Below are 25,295 nucleotides of genomic sequence, written 5' to 3'. Positions count from 1 at the left end.
GTCAGATTTTCCCGGCTTTCAGCTGGTCCACCGCATAGGCGCAGGCGCGCGCGGTGAGCGCCATGAAGGTCAGCGAGGGGTTTTGCCAGGCGCTGGATGCCAGCGAGGAACCGTCGGTGACGAACAGGTTCGGCACGTCGTGCGACTGGTTGAAGCCGTTGAGCACCGAGGTCTTCGGGTCGCGGCCCATGCGCGCCGTGCCCACCTCGTGGATCGCCAGGCCCGGCGGGTACTCGCTTTCGGTCAGCATGCGCTTCTTCACGTCCTTCAGGCCCAGGTCCTCGAGGATGTTGGCGGCGGTATCGGCCATGTCCTCGCGCATCTTGCGGTCGTTTTCGCCATGGGTGATGTCGATGTGCAGCAGCGGGATGCCCCATTTGTCCTTCTTGGTCGGGTGCAGGCTCACCATGTTCTCGAAGCGCGGCAGCATTTCACCTTGCCCCCCCAGGCTGAAGTGCCAGGGGCCGGGTTTTCTCAGCATGGCCTTGAAGTCCTTGCCGAAGCCGGGCTTCCACGCGGCCGATTGCCAGCCCTCGCGCGCGGCGCCGCCCGCCAGCGCATAGCCGCGGACAAAGGACGGGTGCTGGTCGACCACGTTGCGGAAACGCGGGATGTAGGGGGCCGTAGGGCGGCGGCCGCGGTAGTAGTCGTTCTCGAAACCTTCGACCCGGCCGCTGGCGCCGGCGGCCCACAGGTGGTCCATCAGGTAGTGGCCGAGCACGCCCGAGGAGTTGGCCAGGCCGGTGGGGAAGGCGTTTGACGTCGAGTTCAGCAGGATCGCGGTGGAGGCCAGGGTCGAGGCGCACAGGATGACCACCTTGGCGTGGAATTCGCGCGTCTCCATGGTGTCGGCGTCGATCACCCGCACCCCGGTGGCGCGGTTGGTCCTGGCGTCGTAGATCACGCTGTGCACGATGACGTTGGTGGCGATGCGCAGGCGGCCGGTCTTGAGCGCCGCCGGCAGGGTCGAGCTCTGGGTCGAGAAGTAGGCCCCGAAGGAACAGCCGCGGTGGCACTGGCTGCGCGCCTGGCAGGGGGCGCGGCCCTGGGCCAGGTGCTCGTCGCTGGCTTGGTTCAAGTTCGCGGTGCGGCCGATGATCATGCGCGCCGGCGCGTACATCGCGTCGAACTTCTTTTTCAGCGCCGCTTCGACCGTGTTGAACTCGAAGGGCGGCAGGAATTCGCCGTCCGGCAGCACCGCCAAGCCTTCCTTGCTGCCGCTGATGCCCACGAAACGCTCGACGTGGCTGTACCAGGGGGCCAGGTCGGCGTAGCGGATCGGCCAGTCGGTGCCGTGGCCGTCCTTCAGGTTGGCGCCGAAGTCCAGGTCGCTCCAGCGGTAGGACTGGCGCGCCCACATCAGCGACTTGCCGCCCAGCTGGTTGCCGCGGATCCAGCTGAACGGGCGGCCGTTCGGCGTCGAATACGGCATGTCGCGGTCGTTGTTGAAGAACTGCTTGGTGTGCTCGTCGAAGGCGTAGCACTGGCGCTGGACCGGATACTGCTCGTCCGCGACTAGGGCGTCGACCTTGCCGCGGTTGGGCATGGTCCACGGATCCTTGTTCTCGCCGATGTAGTCGATGCCATGCTCGACCGGCCGGCCGCGTTCGACCATCAGGGTGGTGAGTCCGCGTTCGGTCAGTTCCTTGGCGGCCCAGCCGCCGGTGATGCCCGAGCCGACGACGATCGCGTCGAATTGTTCCGGGCTGCTTTTGATATAGAAGGAGGAGACGGGTTCCATGGTGCCTGTGTCGGGTGTTTACTGGATCGCCCAGCCGCGGCTGGAGCGGGTGAGCTTGTAGTTGCCCTGGAAGCCGCCGGGAATCGGCAGGTAGGCGAGTTCGCGCGTGGCGCCCGCTTCCGAGGTGTAGTAGGCAAACGCCACATAGCCCTTCAACTGGCGGAAGAAGCCCTGGTCCTCGGCCGCGAAGGGCGCGCGGCCGGCGTCGAGCGCCTGCAGCAGCGCCACCTGGCGCGCCGCCGCCAGGGCCTTGAAACGCTTGCCGCCCTCTGCCAGCGCCACCGCCTCGATGCGCGCCAGGCCGGCCTTGAAGCGCGCCTGCTCGGGTGCCAGCGCGCATGCCTTGAGCAGGTGGTCGATGGTGCGATGCGCGCCGACGGCCAGCGCTCCCGGGGTGTCGGTCTTGGGGATGATCAGTTCGGCCAGCACAGCGGTCAGCTGCAGTTCGTCGCGCGTGAGCAGCACCGGTTCGTAGGCGCCGCCGCTGTTGGCCGCCGCCACGGCGCCCAGCAGTTGGGCGCTCGAAGCCAGGCCAGGCGCTCCGGCCAGTCCGCACAGGGCGCCCAGGCGCAGCAGGGCCGAGCGCCTGGCCTGGACGGCGCTTTCCAGGGGTTGGGGCATGGTTTCCTCTCGATGGGTAAAGAACATGGATGGGCTCAGGCGCCGGGCGTGGCCGCCTGGCGTGCGGTCCCGGCCCGTCCGGCCGCCAGCGCCAGTTGGTACTGCTTGGGCGTGATCCCGACGATGCTGCGGAACTGTTTGGTGAAGTAGCTCTGGCCGCCGAAGCCGGTCGCCAGCGCCACCCGGGCGATGCTGCTGGCGCCGGGGAGCAGGCGGCAGGCTTCATGGACCTTCATGTGCAGCACGTACTGCTTGGGCGTGAGCGAGAAGTGTTCCTTGAACTTGCGCTCGAAGGTCGACAAGGACATGCAGGACAGCTTGGCCAGGTGGTCGATGCTGATGTTATCGGTCAGGTGTTCCTGCACGTACTCGATGCAGGCCTTGAATTCGTGGAAGGGGGCGATCGTGTCCTGGGAACGGCGGGCGTCGCGCGAAAATCCCTCGATGCCGACGATCGCCCCATCGCGGTTGCGGATCGGCGCCTTGGTGGTGAACAGCCAGGTCAGTTCGCCGTTGCCACCGTCGATCACTTCCAGCTTGTTCTTGACCGTGACGCCGGTCTCCATCACCGCCAGGTCGTCGGCGCGGATGCGGTCGGCGATGTCGCGCCGGAAGAAGTCGTGGTCGGTCTTGCCGAGGATGTCGTTCACGCCCGCCAGCGCATGCTGCTCCTGCAGCAGGCGGTTGCCCCAGACGAACTGGCCGGCCCTGTTCTTGGCGAAGTAATAGGTGTCGGAGAGCGTGTCGAACAGGGCGCTCGGGGTCGAGATGCCGTGCGCGGCGAAGAAACCGGCGCATTCTTCCCGCGCCGCACCCGCGCTGGGCGCGGCGGCGCAGGACGCGCGTCCTGCGCGGCGAATCTGCCTGCGCTCCTGGTGCTCGCCGCCCGAGCCCATGGCAATCACCATGCCCATGCCGACCACGATCGTGCTCATCCTGCTGTCTCCGTTTTGTCTGGCCATGTGCGCGCTAACACTGCTAGCGTGCCCGGCTGCTTATGGAACAAATACTAGCATTCTGAATTGTTTAAGAGTGTCAATAAATCGGAAAAATTTATAACGAATTCGGCAAGATGGCTGTTTGTGGTAGCGCTACCACCAAGGGCCGTGCTAGATTCGCTTCGCCCGTACCGACGGGCCGCCCGCGGCGCCGCCGCGGCTTGCCAAGCCAGGCGCATATTTATAAGAGAAGGAGACCCCGATGAGCTGTCATTCCCCGACCCGCAGCGCCCTTGTCCGCTGGAGCGGCCGCCTTGGCCTCGCGGCGGCCGCACTGTCCCTGTGTGCGCCCTTGCAGGCGGCCGAGGCCGGATGGACCTCGCTGTTCAACGGCCGCGACCTGACAGGCTGGACGACCTGGGTCAGCATGCAGCCGACCTCTCCGAACATGAAGGCGCCGACCTCGATCCGCGGCCTGAACACGGATCCGCGCAAGGTGTTCTCGGTGGTCGACGGCATGCTGCGCATCTCGGGCGAGGAGTGGGGCGCGCTCAGCACGGTCGGCGAGTACGAGAATTTCCACCTCAAGCTCGAATTCAAGTGGGGCAGCAAGAAGTGGGCGCCGCGCCTCGACCTGCCGCGCGACAGCGGGCTGCTGTACTACGCGGTCGGTCCGGAAGGGGCCGAGAGCGGGCACTGGATGCGCAGCCACGAAGCCCAGATCCAGGAAGGCGATACCGGCGACTACCACAGCCTGGACGGCGTGACGGTCGATGCGCACGTGGGCGACGCCAACGAGGGCGACTGGAAGTTCTACCGCTACGACCCGTCGCTGCCGCTGCGCACCGGCTTGACGTCGCGCATCCTCAAGAAGGGCAACTTTGAGAAGCCGAGCGGCGAATGGAACACGCTGGAAGTGATCGCCGACGGCAAGACCCTGATCCACGTCGTCAACGGACGCGAGGTGCTGCGCGCCGAGAATCCGCGCCAGCAGGTCGGCGGCCGCATGGTGCCGCATACGCGCGGGAAGTTCTCGCTGCAGTCGGAAGGGGCGGAGGTCTTCTACCGCACTATCCAGGTCAGGCCGCTGGCCGCCGCGACGCCCTGAACCAGCGCGTACGGATGGGTTAAAATAATTACAATGTTGCCAGCATGAATGGACGGGCCTTGAAATCGGCATGGACGTCCTTATATGGCTGCAATCCGTTTATGTTTAACCCTTAACCTGACTCACCACGAGGAACAAGATGGCAGTTGCCGAAAAAGAAACCCTTGGCTTCCAGGCAGAAGTAAAACAGCTGTTGCAGCTCATGATTCACTCCTTGTACTCGAACAAGGAAATCTTCCTGCGCGAACTGATCTCGAACGCATCCGACGCGGCCGACAAGCTGCGCTTCGAGGCCATCAACAACGACGCCCTGTACGGCAACGACCACGAACTGAAAATCAAGGTCAGCTTCGACAAGGACGCGCGCACCATCACGATTTCGGACAACGGCATCGGCATGAACCGTGACGAAGTCATCTCGCACCTGGGCACCATCGCCAAGTCCGGCACCAAGGAATTCTTCAGCAAGCTGTCGGGCGACCAGCAGCAGGACGCGGCCCTGATCGGCCAGTTCGGCGTCGGCTTCTACTCGGCCTTCATCGTGGCCGACCGCGTCATCGTCAACACCCGCCGCGCCGGCGCCTTTGCCTCGGACGGCGTGCGCTGGGAGTCGACCGGCGAGGGCGACTACAGCGTCGAGCAGATCGAGAAGCCGGGCCGCGGCACCGACGTGATCCTGCACCTGCGCGCCGGCGAGGAAGGGCTGCTCTCCGCTTGGCAGCTGAAGTCGATCATCCGCAAGTACTCGGACCACATCTCGCTGCCGATCGTGATGCAGAAGGAAGAGTGGGACGAGGAGAAGAAGCAGACCGTCCTCAAGGACGAATTCGAGACCGTGAACCAGGCCAGCGCGCTATGGGCGCGCTCGAAGAGCGACATCACCGAAGAACAGTACAACGAGTTCTACAAGCACGTCTCGCACGACTTCCAGGATCCGCTGGCCTACACCCACAACCGCGTGGAAGGCCGCAGCGAGTACACCCAGCTGCTGTACGTCCCGAGCCATGCTCCGTTCGACCTGTGGGACCGCAACAAGCGTGCCGGCATCAAGCTGTACGTCAAGCGCGTGTTCATCATGGACGACGCCGAGCAGTTGATGCCGACCTACCTGCGCTTCATCAAGGGTGTGATCGACTCGGCGGACCTGCCGCTGAACGTCTCGCGCGAGATCCTGCAGGAGTCGCGCGACGTGAAGGTGATCCGCGAAGGCTCGACCAAGCGCGTGCTGGGGATGCTGGAAGAAATGGCGAACTCGGAAGAACAGGCCGGCAAGGACAAGTACGCCACCTTCTGGAAGGAGTTCGGCCAGGTCCTCAAGGAAGGCATCGGGGAAGACGCGGCCAACAAGGACCGCATCGCCAAGCTGCTGCGCTTCGCGTCGACCGCGGGCGATTCGGACGCGCAGAACGTGTCGTTCGCCGACTACGTCCAGCGCATGAAGGAAGGCCAGGACAAGATCTACTACGTCACCGCCGACACCTACAACGCCGCGAAGAACAGCCCGCACCTGGAAATCTTCCGCAAGAAGGGCGTCGAGGTGCTGCTCCTGACCGACCGCGTCGACGAGTGGATGCTGTCCTTCCTGAGCGAATTCGACGGCAAGGAGCTGGTGTCGGTCGCCAAGGGCGGCCTCGACCTGGGCGGCCTGGAAGACGAGGCCGAGAAGAAAGAACACCAGGAGGTCGAGGCCGGCTACAAGGAACTGGTCGAGCAGATGAAGGGCGCCCTGGGCGACAAGGCCAAGGACGTGCGCGTGACCTTCCGCCTGACCGATTCGCCGGCCTGCCTGGTGGCGGACGAGAACGAGCTGTCGGGTAACCTGCTGCGCATGCTGAAGGCGGCCGGCCAGAACGCGCCGGAATCGAAGCCCATCCTCGAGATCAACCCGAACCACCCCTTGGTGACGCGCCTGAAGTACGAGGACGCGAGCGGCCCGCGCTTCGCCGACTGGTCGCACATCCTGTTCGACCAGGCCATGCTGGCCGAAGGCGGCAGCCTGAGCGATCCGGCCTCGTTCGTGAAGCGCCTGAACGAGATGCTGCTGGCGACCGCCAAGTAATCATCTGAGTTGTACACCGGACCGGGGCCATGCGCCCCGGTTTTTCGTTAACGCGTCCGGGTTTTGGTAGGGTGGGCGGCTCGACCCGAGTATTGGCCCAGCTTGCGACTGTTGCGCCGCCCACGCGGTCGATACGCCGCGTATCGAAGCGCGTCAGTGGTGCGCAACATCGGGTTGAACGCGTGGGCGGCGCAGGCGCCGAAGGCTGAGCGACAGCCTGGGTGGAGCCGCCCGCCCTACGGGTTTGCTGCTTCAGTTCATGTGCGAAGCGCTGCGAAGGCGTCCGCGCCGATGTCGTACACCGCCACGGTTTGCGCGTGACAGGTTTCTTCACCCCGGTAGCGCATCCCGAGGCGCCGCATCACTTTCGCGGAATCCGCGTTCTCCGGGTGGCAGATCGCCGCCAGCGAGGGCGCATCAAGATCGTCGAAGGCGAAGGCCGCCATGCGGCGCGCCGCTTCCGTGGCGTAGCCGCGGCCCCAGCGGCTGGGCAGCAGGCGCCAGCCGATTTCGTGTTCGTTAGCCGGGTCATGGCCCAGGTGCTGGATGCAGCCGGCGCCGACCAGTTCTCCCGTGTCCTGCTCGATGAAACTCCACCACGAATGGCCGAACTGCTCCCAGCGTCCCTGCACGCGCGCGATCATGGCCGCGGTTTCCTCGGGCGTTTCAGGATAGCCCGCAATGTAGCGCTGCACCGCCGGGTCGGCGTTCAGCACCCGCAGGCCCTCGTAGTGCGCGGGGCAGACGGGTTCCAGGCGCAGGCGCGCGGTAGCGAGGATCGTCACGTCGTATGCCCGATCTGGTCGCAGAACTCCTGCAGCAGGCGCTCGCCCTCGGGCCAGGGGCCGTGCCCGGAATCCGCGTTCACGTGGCCGGCCGCGCCGATGTGCACCAGGCGGCTGCCCCAGGCCTGGGCAAACGCGGTGGCGCGTGTCAAGGTGACGTAGGGATCGTTGCTGCTCGCGAGCACCATGCTCGGAAAGGGCAGGCGGGCGAGCGGGATCGGCGCGAAGCCGTTGCTTGGCGCCGGGTAGCTCGGCGCCTCGACGTCGCTCGGGGCCACCAGGAAGGCGCCGGCCACCTTCAGGGGCGAACGGCTGGCGGCCCAGTGCGCCGCCAGCATGCAGCCGAGGCTGTGCGCGACCAGGATCGGGGCGCCGCGGCAGGCGCCGATGGCGGCGTCCAGTTCGGCCACCCATTCGTCGCGCTCCGGGCAGTTCCAGTCGCGGTGCTGGGCCTTGGTCCAGGCGGGATAGCGCTCCTGCCACTGGCTCTGCCAATGCTCGGGGCCGGAGTTCCACAGGCCTGCCAGGATCAGTACGTCGCACTTCATCGCGCCTCCGCCGTTGGGAAAAGATGAACGGCGATTGTACGTCGAAAGCGCCGGGCCGGTGGCGAGCTCCGGATTCAGGCCCCGGATTTCCCGGCCGGGGCCATGAACCCGCGCGGCGCCAGCAGCCACGCGAACAGGCCCCGGAATACGTGGCGGCGGTGTTCGGTGAGCGTGCCCAGGGCATAGGTGCTCGCCACGATCGCGGCGCCGAGCCCCAGCAGGTCGGCGCCGGAGTCAGGCGCGTGCGGATAGAGCGCCAGCCACAGTCCGATGACGATCGCGTGCGCCAGGTAGAGGGTGAAGGTGTACGAGGCCAGCAGCCGCACCGCCGGCGCGACGCGCTCGAGGGCCGTGAAGCCGGCATCGCGGGCGCAGGCGAAATTGAGCAGCACGATGGCGCACACCACGTAGTCGCCGAGGAAGCGGTCGGCGCTGCCCAGGGGCAGTTCGGGGAAGGGCCACCAGGCGATGGCGGCCATGCGCAGCGGATCTTCCAGGCGCAGGACCACCCAGGCGCCCAGCAGCGCCAGGCTGGCCAGCCATCCGGCCCGTGCCGCCCGCACGCCGAGCCAGGGGCCCCGGCTGCGCCGGCACAGCCAGACGCCGGCCAGCCATACCGGCAGCAGCAGCCACAGCTTGTAGCCCATCAGGGCCAGCGCCAGCGCCACCAGAAGGATGCGGCGCCGGCCGTCCAGGTAACAGGCCAGGCCGAACAGCAGGTAGTACCAGGCTTCGTAATTCAGCGACCAGTAGGGTTCGATATAGGGCGGAACTTCGGCCAGGTTCCAGTGCTGGCCAAGGAAGAGCAGGTGAAACGGCAGGTACACGTACAACTTGTCGAGCACGTAGCCGTGCGGCGGAAGCACATCGGTGAAGGCGCGCACGGCCAGGGCGCACGCCAGCCCCAGCAGCAGGACGGGCAGCGCCACCGAATACAGGCGCGACAGGCGCGCCACCGCGTATTCGCGCGCGGACGGGCGCTGCTGCGCTACCGTCGAGGCGATCACGAGGCCGGACAGCACGAAGAACACGATCACCGCCTCGCGTCCCACGGTCGGCACCAGGCCCCAGGCCCCTTTCGGGATGGCGCCGAAGTACTCGACGTGGGCGAGCACCACCATGAGCGTTGCGAGCAGGCGGGTCAGGTCGAGGTAGACGGAAAAGGGCTGCGCGAGGGCAGGCGGCGCGGACTGCATTGTTTCCTCATGTCATGGGAACAAGGCGATCATACACCGCTTGGCGTCCTGCAACTCAGAGTGCCGTGCGCAGGGCGAACAGTTCCGGGAACAGCACCACGTCCAGCATCTTGCGCAGGTAACTGGCGCCCGAGGTGCCGCCGGTGCCGGTCTTGAAGCCGATGATGCGCTCGACCGTGCTCACGTGGCGGAAGCGCCAGAAGCGAAAGGCGGTCTCCAGGTCGACCAGCTTCTCGGCCAGTTCGTACAGGGCCCAATGGTGCTCGGTATCCTGGTAAACCTGCAGCCAGGCCGCCTTGACGCTCTCGTCGCCCACTGTCGGCCGGGTCCAGTCGGCGGCCAGGCGCTGCGGGGCGATGGGCAGGCCGCGGCGCGCCAGCAGCATCACCGCCTCGTCGTAGACGGACGGCGCGTGCAGCTCGCGTTCCAGGATGGCGTGCGCCTCGGGCGACTTCTCGTGTACGGCCAGGAGGTTCGCATTCTTGTTCCCGAGGATGAATTCGAGCTCGCGGTACTGGAAGGACTGGAAGCCCGAGGAGGCGCCCAGGTAGGGACGGATGGCGGTGTACTCGGGCGGCGTCATGGTCGCCAGCACGTCCCAGGCGTGCACCAGCTGGTCCATGATGCGCGCCACCCGCGCCAGCATCTTGAAGGCCGGCGGCAGGTTGTCCTCCTTGATGTGGCGGCGCACCGCCTGCAGTTCGTGCAGCATCAGCTTGATCCACAGCTCGCTGGTCTGGTGCTGGATGATGAACAGCATCTCGTTGTGGTTCGGCGAGAGGGGGTGCTGGGCGGACAGGATGCTGTCCAGGCCCAGGTAGTCGCCGTAGCTCATCGATTCCTTGAAGTCGAGCTTGGCGCCGTGCCATTCGGCCGGCTTGGGTGTAGCTTTGTCGTCCATGTCGTCCATGTCGGCCTCAGGTCACTGCGCTGCGCTCGGCCCGGGTATCGTAGGCTTCGCGGTCGAGGATGTCCTTCAGGATCGCCACCGCGTCCCAGACGTCGGCGAAGCTGGTGTAGAGCGGGGTGAAACCGAAGCGCATGATCTCCGGCTCGCGGTAGTCGCCGATCACGCCGCGCGCGATCAATGCCTGCATCACCGCATAGCCATGCGGGTGGGTGAAGCTGACCTGGCTGCCGCGCCGGGCGTGCTCGCGCGGCGTGACCAGGCCGAGCGGATGGCCGGCGCAGGTCGATTCGACCAGCGCGATGAACAGGTCGGTCAAGGCCAGCGATTTCTCGCGGATGGCCGCCATCGTGGTCTCCTCGAACACCTGCAGCCCGCACTCGACCAGCGCCAGCGACACGACCGGTTGGGTGCCGCACAGCGCCCGGCCGATGCCTTCGCAAGCCGCGAAGCCGTGCGACATGGCGAAGGGTTGCGCATGGCTCCACCAGCCCGTGAGCGGATGGGCAAACGCCGCCTGGTGGCGCTGCGGCACCCAGATGAAGGCGGGAGCGCCGGGACCACCGTTCAGGTATTTGTAGGTGCAGCCGACCGCGAAGTCGGCCTGGGCCGCATGCAGGTCGAGCGGCACCGCGCCGGCCGAGTGGGCCAGGTCCCAGACCGCCAGCGCCCCGGCGGCGTGCGCATGGCGGCTCAAGGCTGCCATGTCGTGCTGGTAGCCGGTGCGGTAATTGACGTGGGTGAGCATCATAACCGCGCAATCGGCGTCCACCGCGGCCGCGATCTCGTCCACCGAGTCGACCAGGCGAACGCGATAGCCACGATCCAGCCACCGGGTCAGGCCCTCGGCCATGTAGATATCGGTCGGGAAGTTGCTGCGCTCGGTGACGATGGTGCGGCGCCCGGCCCCCGCTCCTTCAGCCTGCAGTTGCAGCGCCGCGGCCAGCGCCTTGAACAGGTTGAGCGAGGTGGTGTCGGTGACCACGACTTCGCCCTCGTTTGCGCCGATCAGCGGCGCCAGGCGGTCGCCGAGCCGCTTGGGCAGGTCGAACCAGCCGGCCGTGTTCCAGCTCTTGATCAGGTCCTGGCCCCATTCGCGGGCCACGACCTCCTGGGCGCGCGCCAGGGCGGCTTTCGGGCGGGCGCCGAGCGAATTGCCGTCGAGGTAGATGGTCCCTTCGGGCAGGTCGAAGCGCGCGCGCAGGGCGCGCAGCGGGTCGCGTTCGTCGCGGGCGACGCAGTCCTCGCGTGTCGTGACAGCACTCATGCAGCTTCCTTGGCGGGTAGTTGGCGCAGGATGGCGCGCACCGGGCTGGCGTCCATGCCGGCGAATTTCAGGGGCAGGGCGACCAGCTCGTAGTCACCCTCGGGCACCTCGTCCAGCACGATGCCTTCCAGGATCGCCATGCCGCTGCTGCGCACCGCGTGGTGGGCGTCCAGGGTTTTCGAGTCCTGCGGGTCGAGCGACGGGGCGTCGGTGCCGACCAGGATCGCGCCGCGGCTCGCCAACAGGGCGATCGCGGCCGGGCTGATGGCGGGGAAGGCCGGGTCCCAGGCCTGCTGCGGCGCGTTGGCGTAGGTACGCAGCAGCACGCGCGGTGGAACGCCGTCGAGCTTGCCCTCGAGGTGGCCCGGCTCGACCTTGCTCACGCCGGTGCAGTGGATCACGCGGCAGGCGCCGATGTAGGGCAGCAGGTCGACCTCATCGATGGACTTGCCGGCCGGGTCATAGTGGCTGGGCGCGTCGGTATGGGCGCCGAGGTGGGTCGTCATGGTCATGCGGCTGACACGAACCGGGCAGCCATCCTTGATTTCCCAGGTCGGGGCGGCCTCGAACGGGGTGTCGCCCGGCCAGACCGGGATGCCGTTCGATATCGCCGGACTGATATCCCAGATGCGTAAAGAAGAGTCCATAAGCGCTTGTGAATTGGTTGAGGCTTGAAGCTTTTGCCAGGCTCGCAGTGTAGCAAGTTCCAGGCGCAGGCGCCCGGCTTTGTTGGCTGGGCGATAACTTTTTGGGCCGAGAAAAATTTTTTTAAAATTTTTCTCAAGAACCCTAAAGTTCCTAAAAGCGTTGCCGTTACCCATACCAGAAGCGCGGCAAAGGGTCTCCAAAAATATTTTCGGCAAACCCTCAAGTTCGCGCCGAGCGCGCCGTTAATGGTGTGGAGAAGGGCAGCAAAAAATCCAAAAATATTTTGTGCAAACCCTAAAGTTCTCCAAAAGCTTGACGTAAACCGTATCAAGCGCACGACAGAAGCAATGTCGAGCGCGCACAATTCGGCGGATTTTCCGCATCTCCAACGGCCCCGTTCTCATAGGGGCGCCAGAGTGATCCAAGAGGGTTTGTCAGACAAACTCCTACGGGTCATGCCGTCATTTCGCGGACGAAAAATACAGAGTTCGTCCAATACCGAAAAAGTTTCCTCACGGTCAGAATCTATCTCAACGGCAACACACAAGTAGCCGATTCAACGGATACGGAGAGATAGAAAATGACGATGAACGACATGATGGCTGAAATCCGCGACGCTAACCTGAGCTACCTGATGCTGGCCCAGCAGATGATTCGCGCCGACAAGGTCACCGCCATTTTCCGTCTCGGCATCTCCGCCGACATCGCCGAGCTGATCGAAGGCATGAGCAATGCCCAGATCCTGAAACTGGCAAGCGGCAACATGATGCTGGCCCGCTTCCGCTTCGACGACACCGCCATCCTGTCGATGCTCACCAGCCACACCAAGGAGCGCAGCCTGGCCCAGTCGCATGCCGCCATCCTGATGGCCGGCCAGCCTGTTGAAGAGATCGTATAAAATCCCGCTGAGGCGGTCCCGTCGGGGCCGCATGGCAAGCAACACGGGCGGGAGCAAGGATGAGCAAGAAGAGTGTCGTATCGGAAGCGCAGGAAATCCAGCTTGCGATCGAACTGATCAACCTGGGGGCGCGCCTCCAGTTGCTCGAAACCGAAGTCTCGCTCTCGCGCGAGCGCCTGCTCAAGCTGTACAAGGAACTGAAGGGCGTCTCTCCGCCCAAGGGCATGTTGCCGTTCTCGACCGACTGGTTCCTGACCTGGCAGCCCAACATCCATTCCTCGCTGTTCATCAACATCCATCACTTCCTGGTCGAACATGCCGGCGCCAGCGGCATCCAGGCGGTGATGAAGGCCTACCAGCTCTACCTCGAGCAGATGCCGCCCGAACCGGGCGAGGAGCCGCTGCTGTCGCTGACGCGCGCCTGGACCCTGGTGCGCTTCTTCCAGAGCGGCATGCTGGTGCTGGCCCCGTGCCAGAAATGCCAGGGCAAGTTCGTCGTCAACGCCCTCGACCTGAACGCCGGCTACCTGTGCGGCCTGTGCCACATGCCTTCGCGCGCCGGCAAGACGCGCAAGGCCAAGGATGCAAAGGACGCGGCCGCTGCTGCGGCCAGCCAAAACAAGTGATGATTGGGTTTCGTAGGGTGGGCGGCTTCGCCGCCCACGCGGTGATCGATATCGGCGAGATCATCGTGCCGCATGATCTCGCTGCCAGCTATCACCGCGTGGGCGGGAAACCCGCCCACCCTACATGAAGCCCGCGGTGGCGGCGCTGCTGCAACAGCTTGCCGCTTTTCCCCTCACGCTCGCCGTCACCTGGCTGCTGGCTACTGCCGGCATCGCCATGTCCTACCTCTCCGTGGCCGTGATCCAGGGGCTGGCCGCCGCCGGTCTGACATGGTGGCGCGGCCTGGCAAGCTGGTGGCGCGCGATCCAGTTGCTGTTCCCGGTCGCACTGTTCGGCGCCTTGCAACTGGCGATCCCGCCACTGGCCTTTCTTGCCGTCTTCCTGTTCCTGCTCCTGCTGTACTGGTCCACCTACCGCACCCAGGTGCCGTACTATCCGTCCGGCCGCCCCGTCTGGGAAACGGTGGCCGGCCTGCTGCCAAGCAAACGCCCGGTGCGCGTCATCGACATCGGCAGCGGCCTGGGCGGCCTGGTGCTGGACCTGGCGCGCAGGGGGGCGGGCGTCGAGGCCGTCGGCATCGAGCTGGCGCCGCTGCCCTGGCTGGTGAGCCGCTTGCGCGCGCGCCTGTCGCGCAGCCGCGCCCGCTTCATCCGCGGCGACTACGGCGTCCTCGATTTCGGCGAATTCGACCTGGTGTTCGCCTACCTGTCGCCGGCCGCCATGGACGCCCTGTGGCGCAAGGCGGCGCGCGAAATGCGCCCCGGTTCGCTGCTTCTCAGTTACGAATTCGTCATCGACGCGCGTTCGCCCGACCGTATCGTCTATCCCACAGAGGGCGGTCCAGCCCTGCATATCTGGCACTTTTAGGCGACAAAACCGGCCTTTTTGCTTGCCGATGAACCGTTCTCCGGCTAGAGTGGTTCCCTGCGTCAACTTTGCCTGAAATCACTATTATTTGACTCTGCCGGACGGTCCATTCCCGGCATCTCTGGAGCGGAATTCCCTTGTTAGTCATTCTTGGTTACATCGTCGTCTGCCTCTGCGTGTTCGGTGGCTTCGCCCTCGCCGGCGGCCACCTGGCTTCGCTATGGCAGCCGATCGAACTCTTGATGATCGGCGGCGCGGCGCTGGGCGCATTCTTCGTCGGTAATACCATGAAGTCGGTCAAGGCCACCATGAAGGCCCTGCCGTCCGTGCTCAAGGGCTCCCAGTACACCAAGGACATGTACATGGAGTTGATGGCGCTGCAGTTCGACGTGCTCTCCAAGGTGCGCAAGGAAGGCCTGATGTCGATCGAAGGCGACATCGAGGCGCCGGAGGCTTCGCCCTTGTTCTCGAAATACCCGGCGGTGCTGGCGGACCACCACATCGTCGAATTCATGACCGACTACCTGCGCCTGATGGTGTCGGGCAACATGGATGCGATGCAGATCGAAAACCTGATGGACAACGAGATCGAGACCCACCACCACGAAGGCGCGATTCCGGCGCACGTGATCGCCAAGGTCGGCGACGGCCTGCCGGCTTTCGGCATCGTGGCGGCGGTGATGGGGGTGGTCCACACCATGGAGTCGGTGGGCCTGCCGCCGGCCGAGCTGGGCATCCTGATCGCCAAGGCGCTGGTCGGCACCTTCCTCGGCATCCTGCTGGCCTATGCCTTCGTGTCGCCCCTGGCCAGCGTGCTGGAACAGAAGCTGGAAGAATCGACCAAGATGTTCCAGTGCGTGAAGGTCACGCTGCTGGCGAGCCTGAACGGCTATGCGCCGGCGCTCGCCGTCGAATTCGGCCGCAAGGTGCTGTACTCGACCGAGCGCCCGAACTTCGCCGAGCTCGAAGAGCACATCAAGAAGAAGAAGTAAGGCGCGATGTTGCTGAATTCCGTGCTGTTTTCCGATCAACCGAAGGATGTGACGCGAGGAGGGGGCCATGGCTGACGACAACATGCGTCCCATCGTCGTCAAGCGCATCAAGAAGGTCCAGGGCGGCCACCATGGCGGCGCCTGGAAGATCGCGTACGCCGACTTCGTGACCGCGATGATGGCCTTCTTCCTGCTCATGTGGCTGCTCGGCTCGACCGCCAAGGGCGACCTGGAAGGCATCTCGGAGTACTTCAAGACCCCGCTCAAGGTGGCGATGGCGGGCGGTTCGGGCGCCGGCGACTCCTCGTCCGTGATCAAGGGCGGCGGCACCGACCTGAGCCGCCGCAACGGCCAGGTCAAGAAGGGCGACATCGATCCCACTTCGAAGACCTACAACCTGGAAGCGGCCAAGGCCCAGATCGCGCGCGCCGAGGCCGAGCGCCTGCAGTCGCTGAAACTGAAGATCGAGTCGATCATCGAGGTCAACCCGCTGCTCAAGAAATACAAGAACCAGCTGCTGCTCGACATCACCAGCGAAGGCTTGCGCATCCAGATCGTGGACGAGCAGAACCGTCCGATGTTCGAACTGGCCCGGGCCGAGCTGCAGCCGTATACCAAAGAGATCCTGAACGTGATCGGCATGGTGCTCAACGAAGTCCCGAACAAGATCGGCCTGTCGGGCCATACCGACGCCACCCCGTATTTCAGCGACGCCGGCTACAGCAACTGGGAGCTGTCGGCCGACCGCGCCAATGCCTCGCGCCGCGAGCTGGTGCGCGGCGGCCTGGGCGACGACAAGGTGCTGCGCGTGGTGGGCCTGGCTTCGGCCGTGAACCTCGACCGTACGGACCCGTTCAACCCGATCAACCGGCGCATCAGCATCATCGTCATGAACAAGAAGACCGAGGAAGCCGTGCAGCGCGACGCCGCCTCGCTCGAGGTGCCGACGCAGCAACCCGCGGCGGCGGCCGAGGCTGTTGCAACGGCCGGCGGCAAGTAGTCCAGCTGGAGACTAGAATGAAAAGAAAAAAAATTCTCGGATCGCACGTCAAGCGCCTGCTGTCGGGTGTGGCCATCCACGGACGCCGCCACCTGACCGAGGTCGAGACCGACCTGCTGCAGACCGAGCTGCTGCTGGAAGAAGCCATCGACAAGCTGACCAGCAGCTTCATGGCCATCCATACGGCGGTCGGGGCGCGCCAGGAGGCGATCAACCGCTTGCTGGCCGGCGAGACGCCGAGCGCCGAAGACAGCGCGAATCTGGCGGACATGTCGGGCGAGATCGGCCAGCACGTCAACTCGGCCATCACCAGCATGCAGTTCCAGGACATGACCAGCCAGCTGATCGACCGCACGCTGCGGCGCGTGGCCGGCCTGCGCGACTTCCTCGGCACGCTCAGCGAGCATGGCGCCGAGATCGCGCCGGAAACCGACAGCGACGAGATCGTCGAGCGCCTGGGCAAGGTCAGCATGGCGCTGGCGATCCAGTCGCTCGAGCTGCGCAGCATGCTGCGCAAGTCGGTGGACCAGCATCACCTGGAGAGTGGGGACATCGAACTCTTCTGAGTGCGCCGCCCACCATCGAACAACACACTACTTCGCCACTTAACATTCAACCGGAACATGCCGGGATAAAACAGCAGGAGCAAAACATGGCAAAAACGATTCTCGCGGTCGACGATTCCAGTTCGCTGCGCCAGATGGTGGCCTTCAGCCTGAAGGCGGCTGGCTACAACGTGGTGGAAGCCGTAGACGGCCAGGATGGCCTCGACAAGGCGAAGCTGCAGAGCGTGGACCTGGTCCTGACCGACCAGAACATGCCGCGCATGGACGGTCTGGCCCTGATCAAGACCCTGCGCACGCTGCCGACCTACGCCAAGACCCCGATCCTGATGCTGACCACCGAATCGTCCGACGAGATGAAGGCCAAGGGCCGCGCCGCCGGCGCCAACGGCTGGCTGGTCAAGCCTTTCGATCCGCAGCGCCTCATCGAGGTGGTCAAGAAGGTCATCGGCTGAGCCGGTGATGCATCGGAGTATCCAGGGAATAGCACCATGACGATCGACATCAGCCAGTTCTACCAGGTCTTTTTCGACGAAGCAGAGGAACTGCTCGCCGAAATGGAGCGGCTGCTGCTGGCGGTCGACGTGGCCGCGCCCGACCCCGAAGACCTGAACGCCATCTTCCGCACCGCCCACTCGGTCAAGGGCGGCGCGTCGACCTTCGGCCTGTCCGACATGAGCGAAGTCACGCACGTGCTCGAGTCGCTGCTGGACCGCATCCGCAAGGGCGAGATGGCGCTGACCTCGAACCACGTGGATGCCTTCCTGGCGGCCAAGGACAGCCTCAAGATGCAGCTCGACGGCCACCGCCATGGCGCAGCCGTCGACCAGGAAGCGGTCGCCAACGTGCGCATGGTGCTGCACGACCTGGCCGAAGGCCTGGTGCCGCAGGCGCCCGTGGTGGCGCCGTCCTACCTGACCGCCGAGGCCAAGGTCCATCATCCGACCGAAGGAGCGCACCGCTACAAGATCGAGCTGCCGCCGCTCGGGCAGCGCGACATCAGCGCCCTGGTCGACGAACTGGGCCTGATGGGGCGCACCAAGGTGACCCCGCTCGAGGCGGGCCGCAACGCCATCATCATCACCACGCACGAGAGCCTGGACGACATCATCGCGATCTGCTCCTTCGTGCTGAACCCGGAAGACCTGAAGATCTTCGAGGCCCCGGCCTTGACGCCGGAGCAGCGCGCCATCGAGGCCGCCGAGCGCAAGCGCATCGAGGAGCAGCAGGGCTACGGCTTCTTCGACTTCGACGACGAGGGCGGGTCCGCCGCCAGCGAGGACGACGATCTGTCCGACGACGAACGCGGCTACGGCTTCTTCCAGCCGATCGAACAGATCCGCGCCGCGGCCGGCATCACCAATGAGCCGAAGCCGGCGGCAGCGCCGAAGGGCCCGGAGCCGCTCGAGCTGTCGGAAGCGGCTGGCGAGGCCGCCGAGAAGAAGGCCGCCGCCAAGAAAGACCCGCACGCGGAATCGTCCTCGATCCGGGTGTCGGTCGAGAAGGTCGACCAGCTGATCAACCTGATCGGCGAACTGGTGATCACCAACGCCATGCTCGAGCAGAGAAGCGGCAACCTCGACCCGATGACGCACGAGCGCCTGCTCAATTCCATCAGCCAGCTGGGCCGCAACACCCGCGAGCTGCAGGAGGCGGTGATGTCGATCCGCATGATGCCGATGGACTTCGTGTTCTCGCGCTTCCCGCGCATGGTGCGGGACCTGGCCTCGAAACTCGGCAAGAAGGTCGACTTCATCACCAACGGCGCCGCCACCGAGCTGGACAAGGGCCTGATCGAGCGCATCGTCGATCCGCTGACCCACCTGGTGCGCAACTCGATCGACCATGGCATCGAGATGCCGGCCGCGCGCGTTGCCAGCGGCAAGTCGGAAGCGGGGCGCCTGTTCCTGTCGGCCGGCCACCAGGGCGGCAACATCGTCATCGAAGTCTCCGACGACGGCGCCGGCCTGAACCGCGAGCGCATCCTGGCCAAAGCCAGCCAGAACGGGCTCTCGGTCAGCGAGAACATGAGCGACGAGGACGTCTGGCAGCTGATCTTCGCGCCGGGCTTCTCGACCGCCGAGCAGGTGACCGACGTGTCCGGCCGCGGCGTCGGCATGGACGTCGTCAAGCGCAACATCGCCTCGATGGGCGGCAGCGTCGAGATCCGCTCGGCGCGCGGCTTCGGCACCACGATCTCGATCTCGCTGCCCCTGACGCTGGCCATCCTGGACGGCATGTCGATCAGGAGCGGCGAAGAGGTCTACATCCTGCCGCTCTCCTTCGTGGTCGAGTCGCTGCAGCCGGCGCCGGAGGACGTCCGCGAGATCGCCGGACGCGGGCGCGTGCTGAAGGTGCGCGGCGAATACCTGCCCCTGATTCCGCTGTACCAGATGTTCGAGATTACCCCGCGCATCACCGACCCGTCCGAAGGCATCGTGGTGATCCTCGAGACCGAGGGCAAGAAGGCCGCGCTGTTCGTGGACGAACTGGTGGGCCAGCAGCAGGTGGTGGTGAAGAACCTGGAAGCGAATTACCGCAAGGTGGCCGGCATCTCGGGCGCCACCATCCTGGGCGACGGCGGCGTCGCCCTGATCCTCGACGTGGCCGCGCTGGTGCGTTCGTCGCGCCAGCTACTCGGCGATACCGTCGTTTCGTGAAGCTTTTTACAATACATTAACTCCAAGAGGACGTGAACATGTCTACTGTACAGAACAACAAGCCGGCCGACGGCACCATCGAAGGCGCCGGCAGCGAGTTCCTGGCCTTCACCCTGGGCTCCGAGGAATACGGCATCGATATCCTCAAGGTGCAGGAGATCCGCGGCTACGAAGCGGTGACCCGCATCGCCAATGCACCGGAATTCATCAAGGGCGTCATCAACCTGCGTGGCATCATCATCCCGGTGGTCGACATGCGCATCAAGTTCAAGCTGGGCACTCCGGTGTACGACCAGTTCACCGTCGTGATCATCCTGAACATCGGCGGGCGCATCATGGGCATGGTGGTGGACAGCGTGTCGGACGTGACCACGCTCACCCCGGACCAGATCAAGCCGGCCCCGGAGATGGGCACCGCCTTCAACTCGGACTACATGATCGGCCTGGGCACGGTGGACGAGCGCATGCTGATCCTGGTCGACATCGACAAGCTGATGTCGTCCAGCGAGATGGGCCTGATGGACAAATTAGCCGCATGATTTTGTAGGGTGGGCGGCTTCGCCGCCCACGCGGTGATCGTTATCGGCTCCGTTTTCGAGCACGATGATCTCGCCGCCGGGTATCACCGCGTGGGCGGGAGACCCGCCCACCCTACGAACAGCCGGCACAAGCAACATTGAGATAGTAACGAAGAGGCAACGACGTGCCGCAGCAACGAACCGATACGGCGAAGGAATTCGATTTCACGCGCAGTGACTTCGAACGGGTCCGCGCGCTGATCTACCAGCGCGCCGGCATCTCCCTGGCCGACAGCAAGCAGGAGATGGTCTACAGCCGCCTGGCGCGGCGCCTGCGCGCCACCGGCATCCAGTCCTTCACGCGCTACCTCGACGACCTGGAAGCGGGCCGCATGACGGCCGAATGGGAAGCCTTCACCAACGCGCTGACCACCAACCTGACCTCGTTCTTCCGCGAAGCCCACCATTTCCCGCTGCTCGAAGAACACCTGGCCGGCCTGGTGCGCCGCGACGGCAAGCCGCTCACCATCTGGTGCTCGGCCGCCTCCACCGGCGAGGAGCCGTACTCGATCGCGATGACCGCCTGCGAGGCCTTCAACAGCTTGTCCCCGCCGGTGCAGATCGTCGCGACCGACATCGACACCAACGTGCTGGCGGTCGGCGCCAACGGGGTCTACCCGATGGAGCGGGTCGAGAAGATCGGCGCGGAGCGCCTCAAGCGCTTCTTCCTGAAAGGGAAGGGCGCCAACGAGGGCATGGCGCGGGTGCGGCCCGAACTGCGCCAGCTGGTGAGCTTTCGCCAGCTGAACCTGCTGGCGAACGAGTGGCCGGTGGACGGGCAGTTCGACGCCATCTTCTGCCGCAACGTGATGATCTACTTCGACAAGGACACCCAGCGCAAGATCCTGGCGCGCTTCGTGCCCCTGATGAAGCCGCATGCCCTGCTGTTTGCCGGGCATTCCGAAAATTTCCTGTACGTGTCGGATTCGCTGCGCCTGCGCGGCAAGACGGTGTACGAGCTCGACGAGGCTGCGCGCCGCTGATCCCGACATGAACAACCAGTTCGCCACCAACGTCTACTACGACCGCACCTTCGATTGCGACGCCGCCAAGATCCTGCCTGGCGAGTACTACTACACCGGCAAGAACATGCTGATCGTGACCGTGCTCGGCTCCTGCGTATCGGCCTGCATCCGCGACCGCATCACCGGCCTGGGGGGGATGAACCACTTCATGCTGCCGGACGGCGGCGACGGCGGCAGCCCGGTGTCGGCCTCGATGCGCTACGGGAGCTTCGCGATGGAGATCCTGATCAACGACCTGCTCAAGGCCGGCGCCCGCCGCGAGAACCTCGAAGCCAAGGTGTTCGGCGGCGGCGCCGTGCTGCGCGGCTTCACCGCCATGAACGTGGGCGAACGCAATGCGGCCTTCGTGGTGAACTTCCTGAAGACCGAGCGCATCCCGGTGCTGGCCTCGGACCTGAACGACGTCTACCCGCGCAAGGTGTACTTCTTCCCCAAGACCGGCAAGGTGCTGGTGAAGAAGCTGATGCAGACCCAGAACGACACGCTGGCAAAACGCGAACTCGATTACGCCAAACGACTCAAGGTCGAACCGGTCGGCGGCGACATCGACCTGTTCTAGGCGTGCCGGCGAAAGAAGAACAAGACCTGAAAGGACGACGCATGACAATCAAGGTTCTGATCGTCGACGACTCGGCGCTGATCCGCAGCGTGATGAGCGAAATCGTCAACTCCCAGCCCGACATGGAAGTCGTGGCCACGGCGCCCGACCCGCTGGTCGCGCGCGAGCTGATCAAGCGCCACAACCCGGACGTGCTGACCCTGGACGTCGAGATGCCGAAGATGGACGGCCTGGACTTCCTGGAAAAGCTGATGCGCCTGCGCCCGATGCCGGTGCTGATGGTGTCATCGCTGACCGAGCGCGGCTCGGAGATCACGATGCGCGCGCTGGAACTGGGGGCGGTCGACTTCGTCACCAAGCCGAAGATCTCGATCCAGACCGGGATGCGCGAATACACGGAACTCATCGCCGACAAGATCCGCGCCGCTTCGCGCGCGCGCATCAAGCGCATGACGCCGGGGGCGCCGCCTTCGCCGCAGCTGTCGGCCCTGCGCAGCCCCCTGATCTCGTCGGAAAAGCTGATCATCATCGGCGCATCCACCGGCGGCACCGAAGCGATCCGCGAGTTCCTGATGCAGATGCCCTCGGACTGCCCCGGCATCCTGATCGCCCAGCACATGCCGGAAGGCTTCACCAGTTCCTTCGCCAAGCGCCTCGATTCGCTGTGCAAGATCAGCGTGACCGAGTCGCAGGGCAACGAACGGGTGCTGCCCGGCCACGCCTACATCGCGCCCGGGCATTCGCACCTGCTGCTGACCCGCTCGGGCGCCAACTACATGACCAAGATCGAGCAGAGCCCGCCGGTCAACCGGCACCGTCCCTCGGTGGACGTGCTGTTTCGCAGCGCGGCCCAGGCGGCGGGCAAGAACGCCGTTGGTGTTATCCTGACCGGCATGGGCAAGGACGGCGCCGCCGGCATGCTGGACATGCGCCATGCCGGGGCCCACAATTTCGCCCAGGACGAAGCCAGCTGCGTCGTGTTCGGCATGCCGCGCGAAGCGATCGCACTCGGCGCCGCGCACGACGTGGGCAGCCTGCAGGCCTTGCCGGGCATGGTGCTCGAGCATCTGGCCGCGCAGGGCGGCCGGGCGTTGCGTGTTTGATCCGAATGCAGTCGTATCGATGCCATTTTATCGCCGTACGGCAACAAAAATGCTATTCTTGAGCCTGATCCCAATTGGCCGCTCGGTGTTGGTCGCCGCTGCGCCAAATGCCCGATTCAGCGCTCACCCACTCAACCAAAGTAAAAGATTCAAAACGGAGTAATTCATGGCTGATCCAAAGTTGCGTTTTCTGGTTGTTGACGATTTCTCGACGATGCGCCGCATCGTCCGGAATCTGTTGAAGGAACTGGGTTATGCCAATGTCGACGAAGCGGAAGACGGCGTGATGGCGCTGGCCAAGCTGCGCAGCGAACCCTTCGATTTCGTGGTGTCCGACTGGAACATGCCGAACATGGACGGCCTGACCATGCTGCAGAACATCCGTGCCGATCCCGCGCTGGCCAAGCTGCCGGTGCTGATGGTGACCGCCGAAGCCAAGAAGGAAAACATTATCGCGGCCGCCCAGGCGGGCGCCAGCGGCTACGTGGTCAAGCCGTTCACGGCCGCCACCCTGGACGAGAAGCTCAACAAGATCTTCGAGAAGATGGACAAGGCAGGCTGACATGACGGAGCAGACCGCTGTCCAGGCCGAGGCATCCCACGAGGAGGTCCTGAGCCGGATCGGGCACATGACGCGCGCGCTGCACGAGAGCCTGCGCGGCCTCGGCCTCGACAAACTGATCGAGAAGGCGGCAAGCGACATTCCCGATGCGCGCGACCGCCTCGACTACGTGGCGCGCCTGTCCGAACAGGCCGCCAAGCGCGTGCTGGACGCCACCGACGCCGCCGGCCCGGTGCAGGATGCGATCGAGACCCGCTCGGGCGAGCTGGCCGGCGCCTGGCAGGCGCTGCTGGACAAGGGCGCCTCGGAAGAAGACTGGCGCGCGCTGGCGCAGCGCACCATCGCCGGCCTGGACGAGTCGCGTCTGGGGGCCGTCGCCACCCGCGGCCAGTTGATGGACATCATGATGGCCCAGGACTTCCAGGACCTGACCGGACAGGTGATCGGCCGCATCACGGGCATCGCCCAGAACCTCGAGCAGCAACTGGTGCAGGTGCTGATCGACTTCGCACCGAGCGAGATCCGGCGCGAGCTGGACAATGGCCTGCTCAACGGGCCGCAGATCAATCCGGAGGGCAAGAGCGAAGTCGTGGCCGACCAGGGCCAGGTCGACGACCTGCTCGACAGCCTGGGTTTCTGATCCGCCCGGGGCGCGCGTAGCTTCGTGCGTCTTGCATCACGTTTTTCTCCGCGCCCACATGCATCAAACTAACTTCATCGTTCGTGAACCGCTGCTCGATCCCAAGCAGCGCGTGATCGGCTACGAGCTGTCGTGGCAGCATCACGACGGCAAGCTGCCCAGCGACCAGGAACTGGAAGACCTGGTCGGCTTCGTCGCCGGGCACGTCAACCACGCCGAGCATGGCTGGCTGCTGCGCGACAAGGTCCTGTTCCTCGACGCCGTACCGGAGATGCTCTCGCTCGACGCGCTGCACGCGCTGCCGCCGGAACGCACCGTCCTCACCCTCGATATCCGCAAGCTGACCGACCCGGACGTGCGCGCGGCGGTGCAGGCGGTGCGGGTGGGCGGGGTGGGGGTGTCGATCCGCGGCGCCGACCTCAAGCTGCTGGGCCGCAACTTGTCGCCCTATGCCTCGTATGTCGAGGTGCGCTTCGCCGGCAGCGACGTCGCCACCCAGGCGCGCACCTATGCCGCAGCCCGGAACGCCGCGGTGCGCATGGTGGGCCGCCCGGTCGCCACCTGGGCCGACTACGACGCCTGCGCTGCGCTCGGACTGGATTCTTTCGTCGGCAAGCTGCACCTGACCCCGCGCCCGGGCAACCCGGTCAAGGGCATGAATCCGACCCAGAGCACGATCCTGCAGCTGATGCAGCTGGTGCAGAACAACGAAGACGTGCCGAAGCTCGAGAACATCCTGAAACGGGATCCGGCGCTCACCTACAAGCTGCTCAGCTACATCAACTCGGCCGGCTTCGGGGCCGCGCGCAGGGTGGAGTCGCTGCGCCAGGCGATCGCCCTGATGGGCTATGCGCCGCTGTACCGCTGGCTGGTGCTGCTGCTGGCCACGGCCAGCTCGAGCGGCTATTCGCCGGTGCTGATGGAAACCGCGGTGGTGCGCGGCCGCCTGGCCGAGCTGCTCGGCGCCACGCGCCTGCGCGGAGACGGCGAGCACCTGTTCGTGGCGGGCATGTTCTCGCTGCTCGACCGCTTGCTGGGCCTGCCGATGCAGGAGGTGCTGGAGACGGTGCCGCTGCCGGAAGAGGTGGTCAGGGCGCTGGTGTCGCGCGAGGGCAGGTACGGACCTTACCTGGCGCTGGCCGAGGCCTGCGAGCTCAATTCGAACCTGGTGGCCTCGCTGGCCGAGTCGCTGGACATTCCTCCGCTGGAGGTCAACAAGGCGCACCTGTCGGCGCTGGCCTGGGCGCAGTCGGTGGCGGGGTAACCGTCAAGGCCGACTTGGATTCCCGCCTGCGCGGGAACGACGCTGTTTTAGCTATCGTCTAATCTGCGTTGACGGTTTCTACACTGTTGGCTGGAGAACCGTCGTTCCGGCGAAGGCCGGAACCCAAGTTCGTAGCGTA

27 protein-coding genes are annotated in these 25,295 nt (G+C 65.3%); 18 read left to right on the top strand and 9 right to left on the bottom strand.

The features are described from left to right. Position 1 precedes the first annotated feature (1 nt). The 3 genes from ACK4S9_RS09155 to ACK4S9_RS09145 are packed head-to-tail and all read right to left on the bottom strand — an operon-like array spanning position 2 to position 3,297. A complete protein-coding gene (locus ACK4S9_RS09155) occupies positions 2-1,741 on the bottom strand; it encodes a GMC oxidoreductase (protein ID WP_409724494.1) in 1,740 nt (579 codons plus the stop codon). An 18-nt stretch (positions 1,742-1,759) separates the two neighbouring features. Continuing rightward, positions 1,760-2,362, bottom strand: coding sequence for a gluconate 2-dehydrogenase subunit 3 family protein (locus tag ACK4S9_RS09150; RefSeq protein ID WP_409724491.1), 603 nt, complete (start codon positions 2,360-2,362; stop codon positions 1,760-1,762). A gap of 35 nt (positions 2,363-2,397) precedes the next feature. Next, the gene (locus ACK4S9_RS09145) at positions 2,398-3,297 is read right to left on the bottom strand and encodes an AraC family transcriptional regulator (RefSeq protein WP_409724488.1); all 900 of its coding nucleotides are present in this window, start codon (positions 3,295-3,297) and stop codon (positions 2,398-2,400) included. A gap of 265 nt (positions 3,298-3,562) precedes the next feature. Between ACK4S9_RS09145 and ACK4S9_RS09140 the strand changes: the two genes are divergently transcribed. Together ACK4S9_RS09140 and htpG are read left to right on the top strand one after the other, a co-directional pair. Continuing rightward, on the top strand, positions 3,563-4,408 hold the full coding sequence (locus ACK4S9_RS09140) for a DUF1080 domain-containing protein (protein WP_409724485.1): 846 nt from the start codon (positions 3,563-3,565) through the stop codon (positions 4,406-4,408). Positions 4,409-4,547: 139 nt separating this feature from the next. Further along, a complete protein-coding gene (gene htpG / locus ACK4S9_RS09135) occupies positions 4,548-6,467 on the top strand; it encodes a molecular chaperone HtpG (protein WP_409724482.1) in 1,920 nt (639 codons plus the stop codon). 257 nt (positions 6,468-6,724) lie between these two features. Here htpG and ACK4S9_RS09130 read toward each other — a convergent pair whose 3' ends face one another. From ACK4S9_RS09130 to kynB, 6 genes are all read right to left on the bottom strand, one after another. Then, positions 6,725-7,252, bottom strand: coding sequence for a GNAT family N-acetyltransferase (locus tag ACK4S9_RS09130; RefSeq protein WP_409724479.1), 528 nt, complete (start codon positions 7,250-7,252; stop codon positions 6,725-6,727). Next, positions 7,249-7,800 carry an RBBP9/YdeN family alpha/beta hydrolase gene (locus ACK4S9_RS09125; RefSeq protein WP_409724477.1) on the bottom strand — a complete coding sequence of 184 codons (552 nt, stop codon included), beginning with the start codon at positions 7,798-7,800 and terminating at the stop codon, positions 7,249-7,251. Before ACK4S9_RS09125 ends, ACK4S9_RS09130 begins: the two co-directional genes overlap by 4 nt. A 74-nt stretch (positions 7,801-7,874) precedes the next feature. After that, on the bottom strand, positions 7,875-8,996 hold the full coding sequence (locus ACK4S9_RS09120) for an acyltransferase family protein (RefSeq protein WP_409724475.1): 1,122 nt from the start codon (positions 8,994-8,996) through the stop codon (positions 7,875-7,877). 55 nt (positions 8,997-9,051) lie between these two features. Continuing rightward, the gene (gene kynA / locus ACK4S9_RS09115) at positions 9,052-9,897 is read right to left on the bottom strand and encodes a tryptophan 2,3-dioxygenase (RefSeq protein ID WP_409724472.1); all 846 of its coding nucleotides are present in this window, start codon (positions 9,895-9,897) and stop codon (positions 9,052-9,054) included. A gap of 16 nt (positions 9,898-9,913) precedes the next feature. Beyond that, positions 9,914-11,170, bottom strand: a complete 1,257-nt coding sequence (gene kynU, locus ACK4S9_RS09110; RefSeq protein WP_409724469.1) for a kynureninase — start codon at positions 11,168-11,170, stop codon at positions 9,914-9,916. Then, positions 11,167-11,817 (bottom strand): arylformamidase, encoded by a 651-nt coding sequence (gene kynB, locus ACK4S9_RS09105; RefSeq protein WP_409724466.1) that lies wholly within the window; start codon positions 11,815-11,817, stop codon positions 11,167-11,169. The genes kynU and kynB overlap by 4 nt, the downstream gene beginning before the upstream one ends. Positions 11,818-12,398: 581 nt before the next feature. Here kynB and flhD point away from each other — a divergent pair. The 16 genes from flhD to ACK4S9_RS09025 all read left to right on the top strand — a co-directional run bounded on the left by flhD (position 12,399) and on the right by ACK4S9_RS09025 (position 25,156). Further along, positions 12,399-12,716, top strand: coding sequence for a flagellar transcriptional regulator FlhD (gene flhD, locus ACK4S9_RS09100; protein ID WP_027863769.1), 318 nt, complete (start codon positions 12,399-12,401; stop codon positions 12,714-12,716). A gap of 59 nt (positions 12,717-12,775) precedes the next feature. Next, on the top strand, positions 12,776-13,342 hold the full coding sequence (gene flhC, locus ACK4S9_RS09095) for a flagellar transcriptional regulator FlhC (protein WP_292045335.1): 567 nt from the start codon (positions 12,776-12,778) through the stop codon (positions 13,340-13,342). Further along, positions 13,342-13,470, top strand: a complete 129-nt coding sequence (locus ACK4S9_RS09090; RefSeq protein WP_409724462.1) for a hypothetical protein — start codon at positions 13,342-13,344, stop codon at positions 13,468-13,470. Before flhC ends, ACK4S9_RS09090 begins: the two co-directional genes overlap by 1 nt. Beyond that, positions 13,467-14,210, top strand: a complete 744-nt coding sequence (locus ACK4S9_RS09085) for a class I SAM-dependent methyltransferase (RefSeq protein WP_409724459.1) — start codon at positions 13,467-13,469, stop codon at positions 14,208-14,210. Before ACK4S9_RS09090 ends, ACK4S9_RS09085 begins: the two co-directional genes overlap by 4 nt. Positions 14,211-14,347: 137 nt before the next feature. Beyond that, positions 14,348-15,202 carry a flagellar motor stator protein MotA gene (motA, locus tag ACK4S9_RS09080; protein ID WP_409724456.1) on the top strand — a complete coding sequence of 285 codons (855 nt, stop codon included), beginning with the start codon at positions 14,348-14,350 and terminating at the stop codon, positions 15,200-15,202. A 67-nt stretch (positions 15,203-15,269) separates the two neighbouring features. Next, on the top strand, positions 15,270-16,202 hold the full coding sequence (motB, locus tag ACK4S9_RS09075; protein WP_409724453.1) for a flagellar motor protein MotB: 933 nt from the start codon (positions 15,270-15,272) through the stop codon (positions 16,200-16,202). Positions 16,203-16,219: 17 nt separating this feature from the next. Continuing rightward, positions 16,220-16,768: a chemotaxis protein gene (locus ACK4S9_RS09070; protein ID WP_409724450.1), complete on the top strand. Its 549-nt coding sequence runs from the start codon at positions 16,220-16,222 to the stop codon at positions 16,766-16,768. A gap of 86 nt (positions 16,769-16,854) precedes the next feature. Next, on the top strand, positions 16,855-17,220 hold the full coding sequence (locus ACK4S9_RS09065; protein ID WP_027863763.1) for a response regulator: 366 nt from the start codon (positions 16,855-16,857) through the stop codon (positions 17,218-17,220). A gap of 36 nt (positions 17,221-17,256) precedes the next feature. Continuing rightward, positions 17,257-19,425 carry a chemotaxis protein CheA gene (cheA, locus tag ACK4S9_RS09060; RefSeq protein ID WP_409724448.1) on the top strand — a complete coding sequence of 723 codons (2,169 nt, stop codon included), beginning with the start codon at positions 17,257-17,259 and terminating at the stop codon, positions 19,423-19,425. Positions 19,426-19,463: 38 nt separating this feature from the next. Next, on the top strand, positions 19,464-19,964 hold the full coding sequence (locus tag ACK4S9_RS09055; RefSeq protein WP_209586083.1) for a chemotaxis protein CheW: 501 nt from the start codon (positions 19,464-19,466) through the stop codon (positions 19,962-19,964). A gap of 164 nt (positions 19,965-20,128) precedes the next feature. Then, positions 20,129-20,986: a CheR family methyltransferase gene (locus tag ACK4S9_RS09050; RefSeq protein WP_409724445.1), complete on the top strand. Its 858-nt coding sequence runs from the start codon at positions 20,129-20,131 to the stop codon at positions 20,984-20,986. Between the two features lie 7 nt (positions 20,987-20,993). Beyond that, positions 20,994-21,587, top strand: coding sequence for a chemoreceptor glutamine deamidase CheD (gene cheD, locus ACK4S9_RS09045; protein WP_409724442.1), 594 nt, complete (start codon positions 20,994-20,996; stop codon positions 21,585-21,587). A 41-nt stretch (positions 21,588-21,628) separates the two neighbouring features. Beyond that, on the top strand, positions 21,629-22,690 hold the full coding sequence (locus ACK4S9_RS09040; RefSeq protein ID WP_409724440.1) for a chemotaxis response regulator protein-glutamate methylesterase: 1,062 nt from the start codon (positions 21,629-21,631) through the stop codon (positions 22,688-22,690). A gap of 166 nt (positions 22,691-22,856) precedes the next feature. Then, positions 22,857-23,252 (top strand): chemotaxis response regulator CheY, encoded by a 396-nt coding sequence (gene cheY / locus ACK4S9_RS09035; RefSeq protein WP_036207318.1) that lies wholly within the window; start codon positions 22,857-22,859, stop codon positions 23,250-23,252. A 1-nt stretch (position 23,253) separates the two neighbouring features. Next, entirely contained in the window at positions 23,254-23,892 is a 639-nt protein-coding gene (cheZ, locus tag ACK4S9_RS09030) for a protein phosphatase CheZ (protein ID WP_409724437.1), read from the top strand. Between the two features lie 58 nt (positions 23,893-23,950). Beyond that, positions 23,951-25,156 (top strand): EAL and HDOD domain-containing protein, encoded by a 1,206-nt coding sequence (locus tag ACK4S9_RS09025; RefSeq protein ID WP_409724434.1) that lies wholly within the window; start codon positions 23,951-23,953, stop codon positions 25,154-25,156. Positions 25,157-25,295: the final 139 nt, after the last annotated feature.

Source organism: Massilia sp. (assembly GCF_046293535.1).
Classification (GTDB): Bacteria; Pseudomonadota; Gammaproteobacteria; order Burkholderiales; family Burkholderiaceae_D; genus Telluria.
Note: the sequence above shows the minus strand (reverse complement) of the source record. Positions and strands in the feature narration are given on the sequence as shown.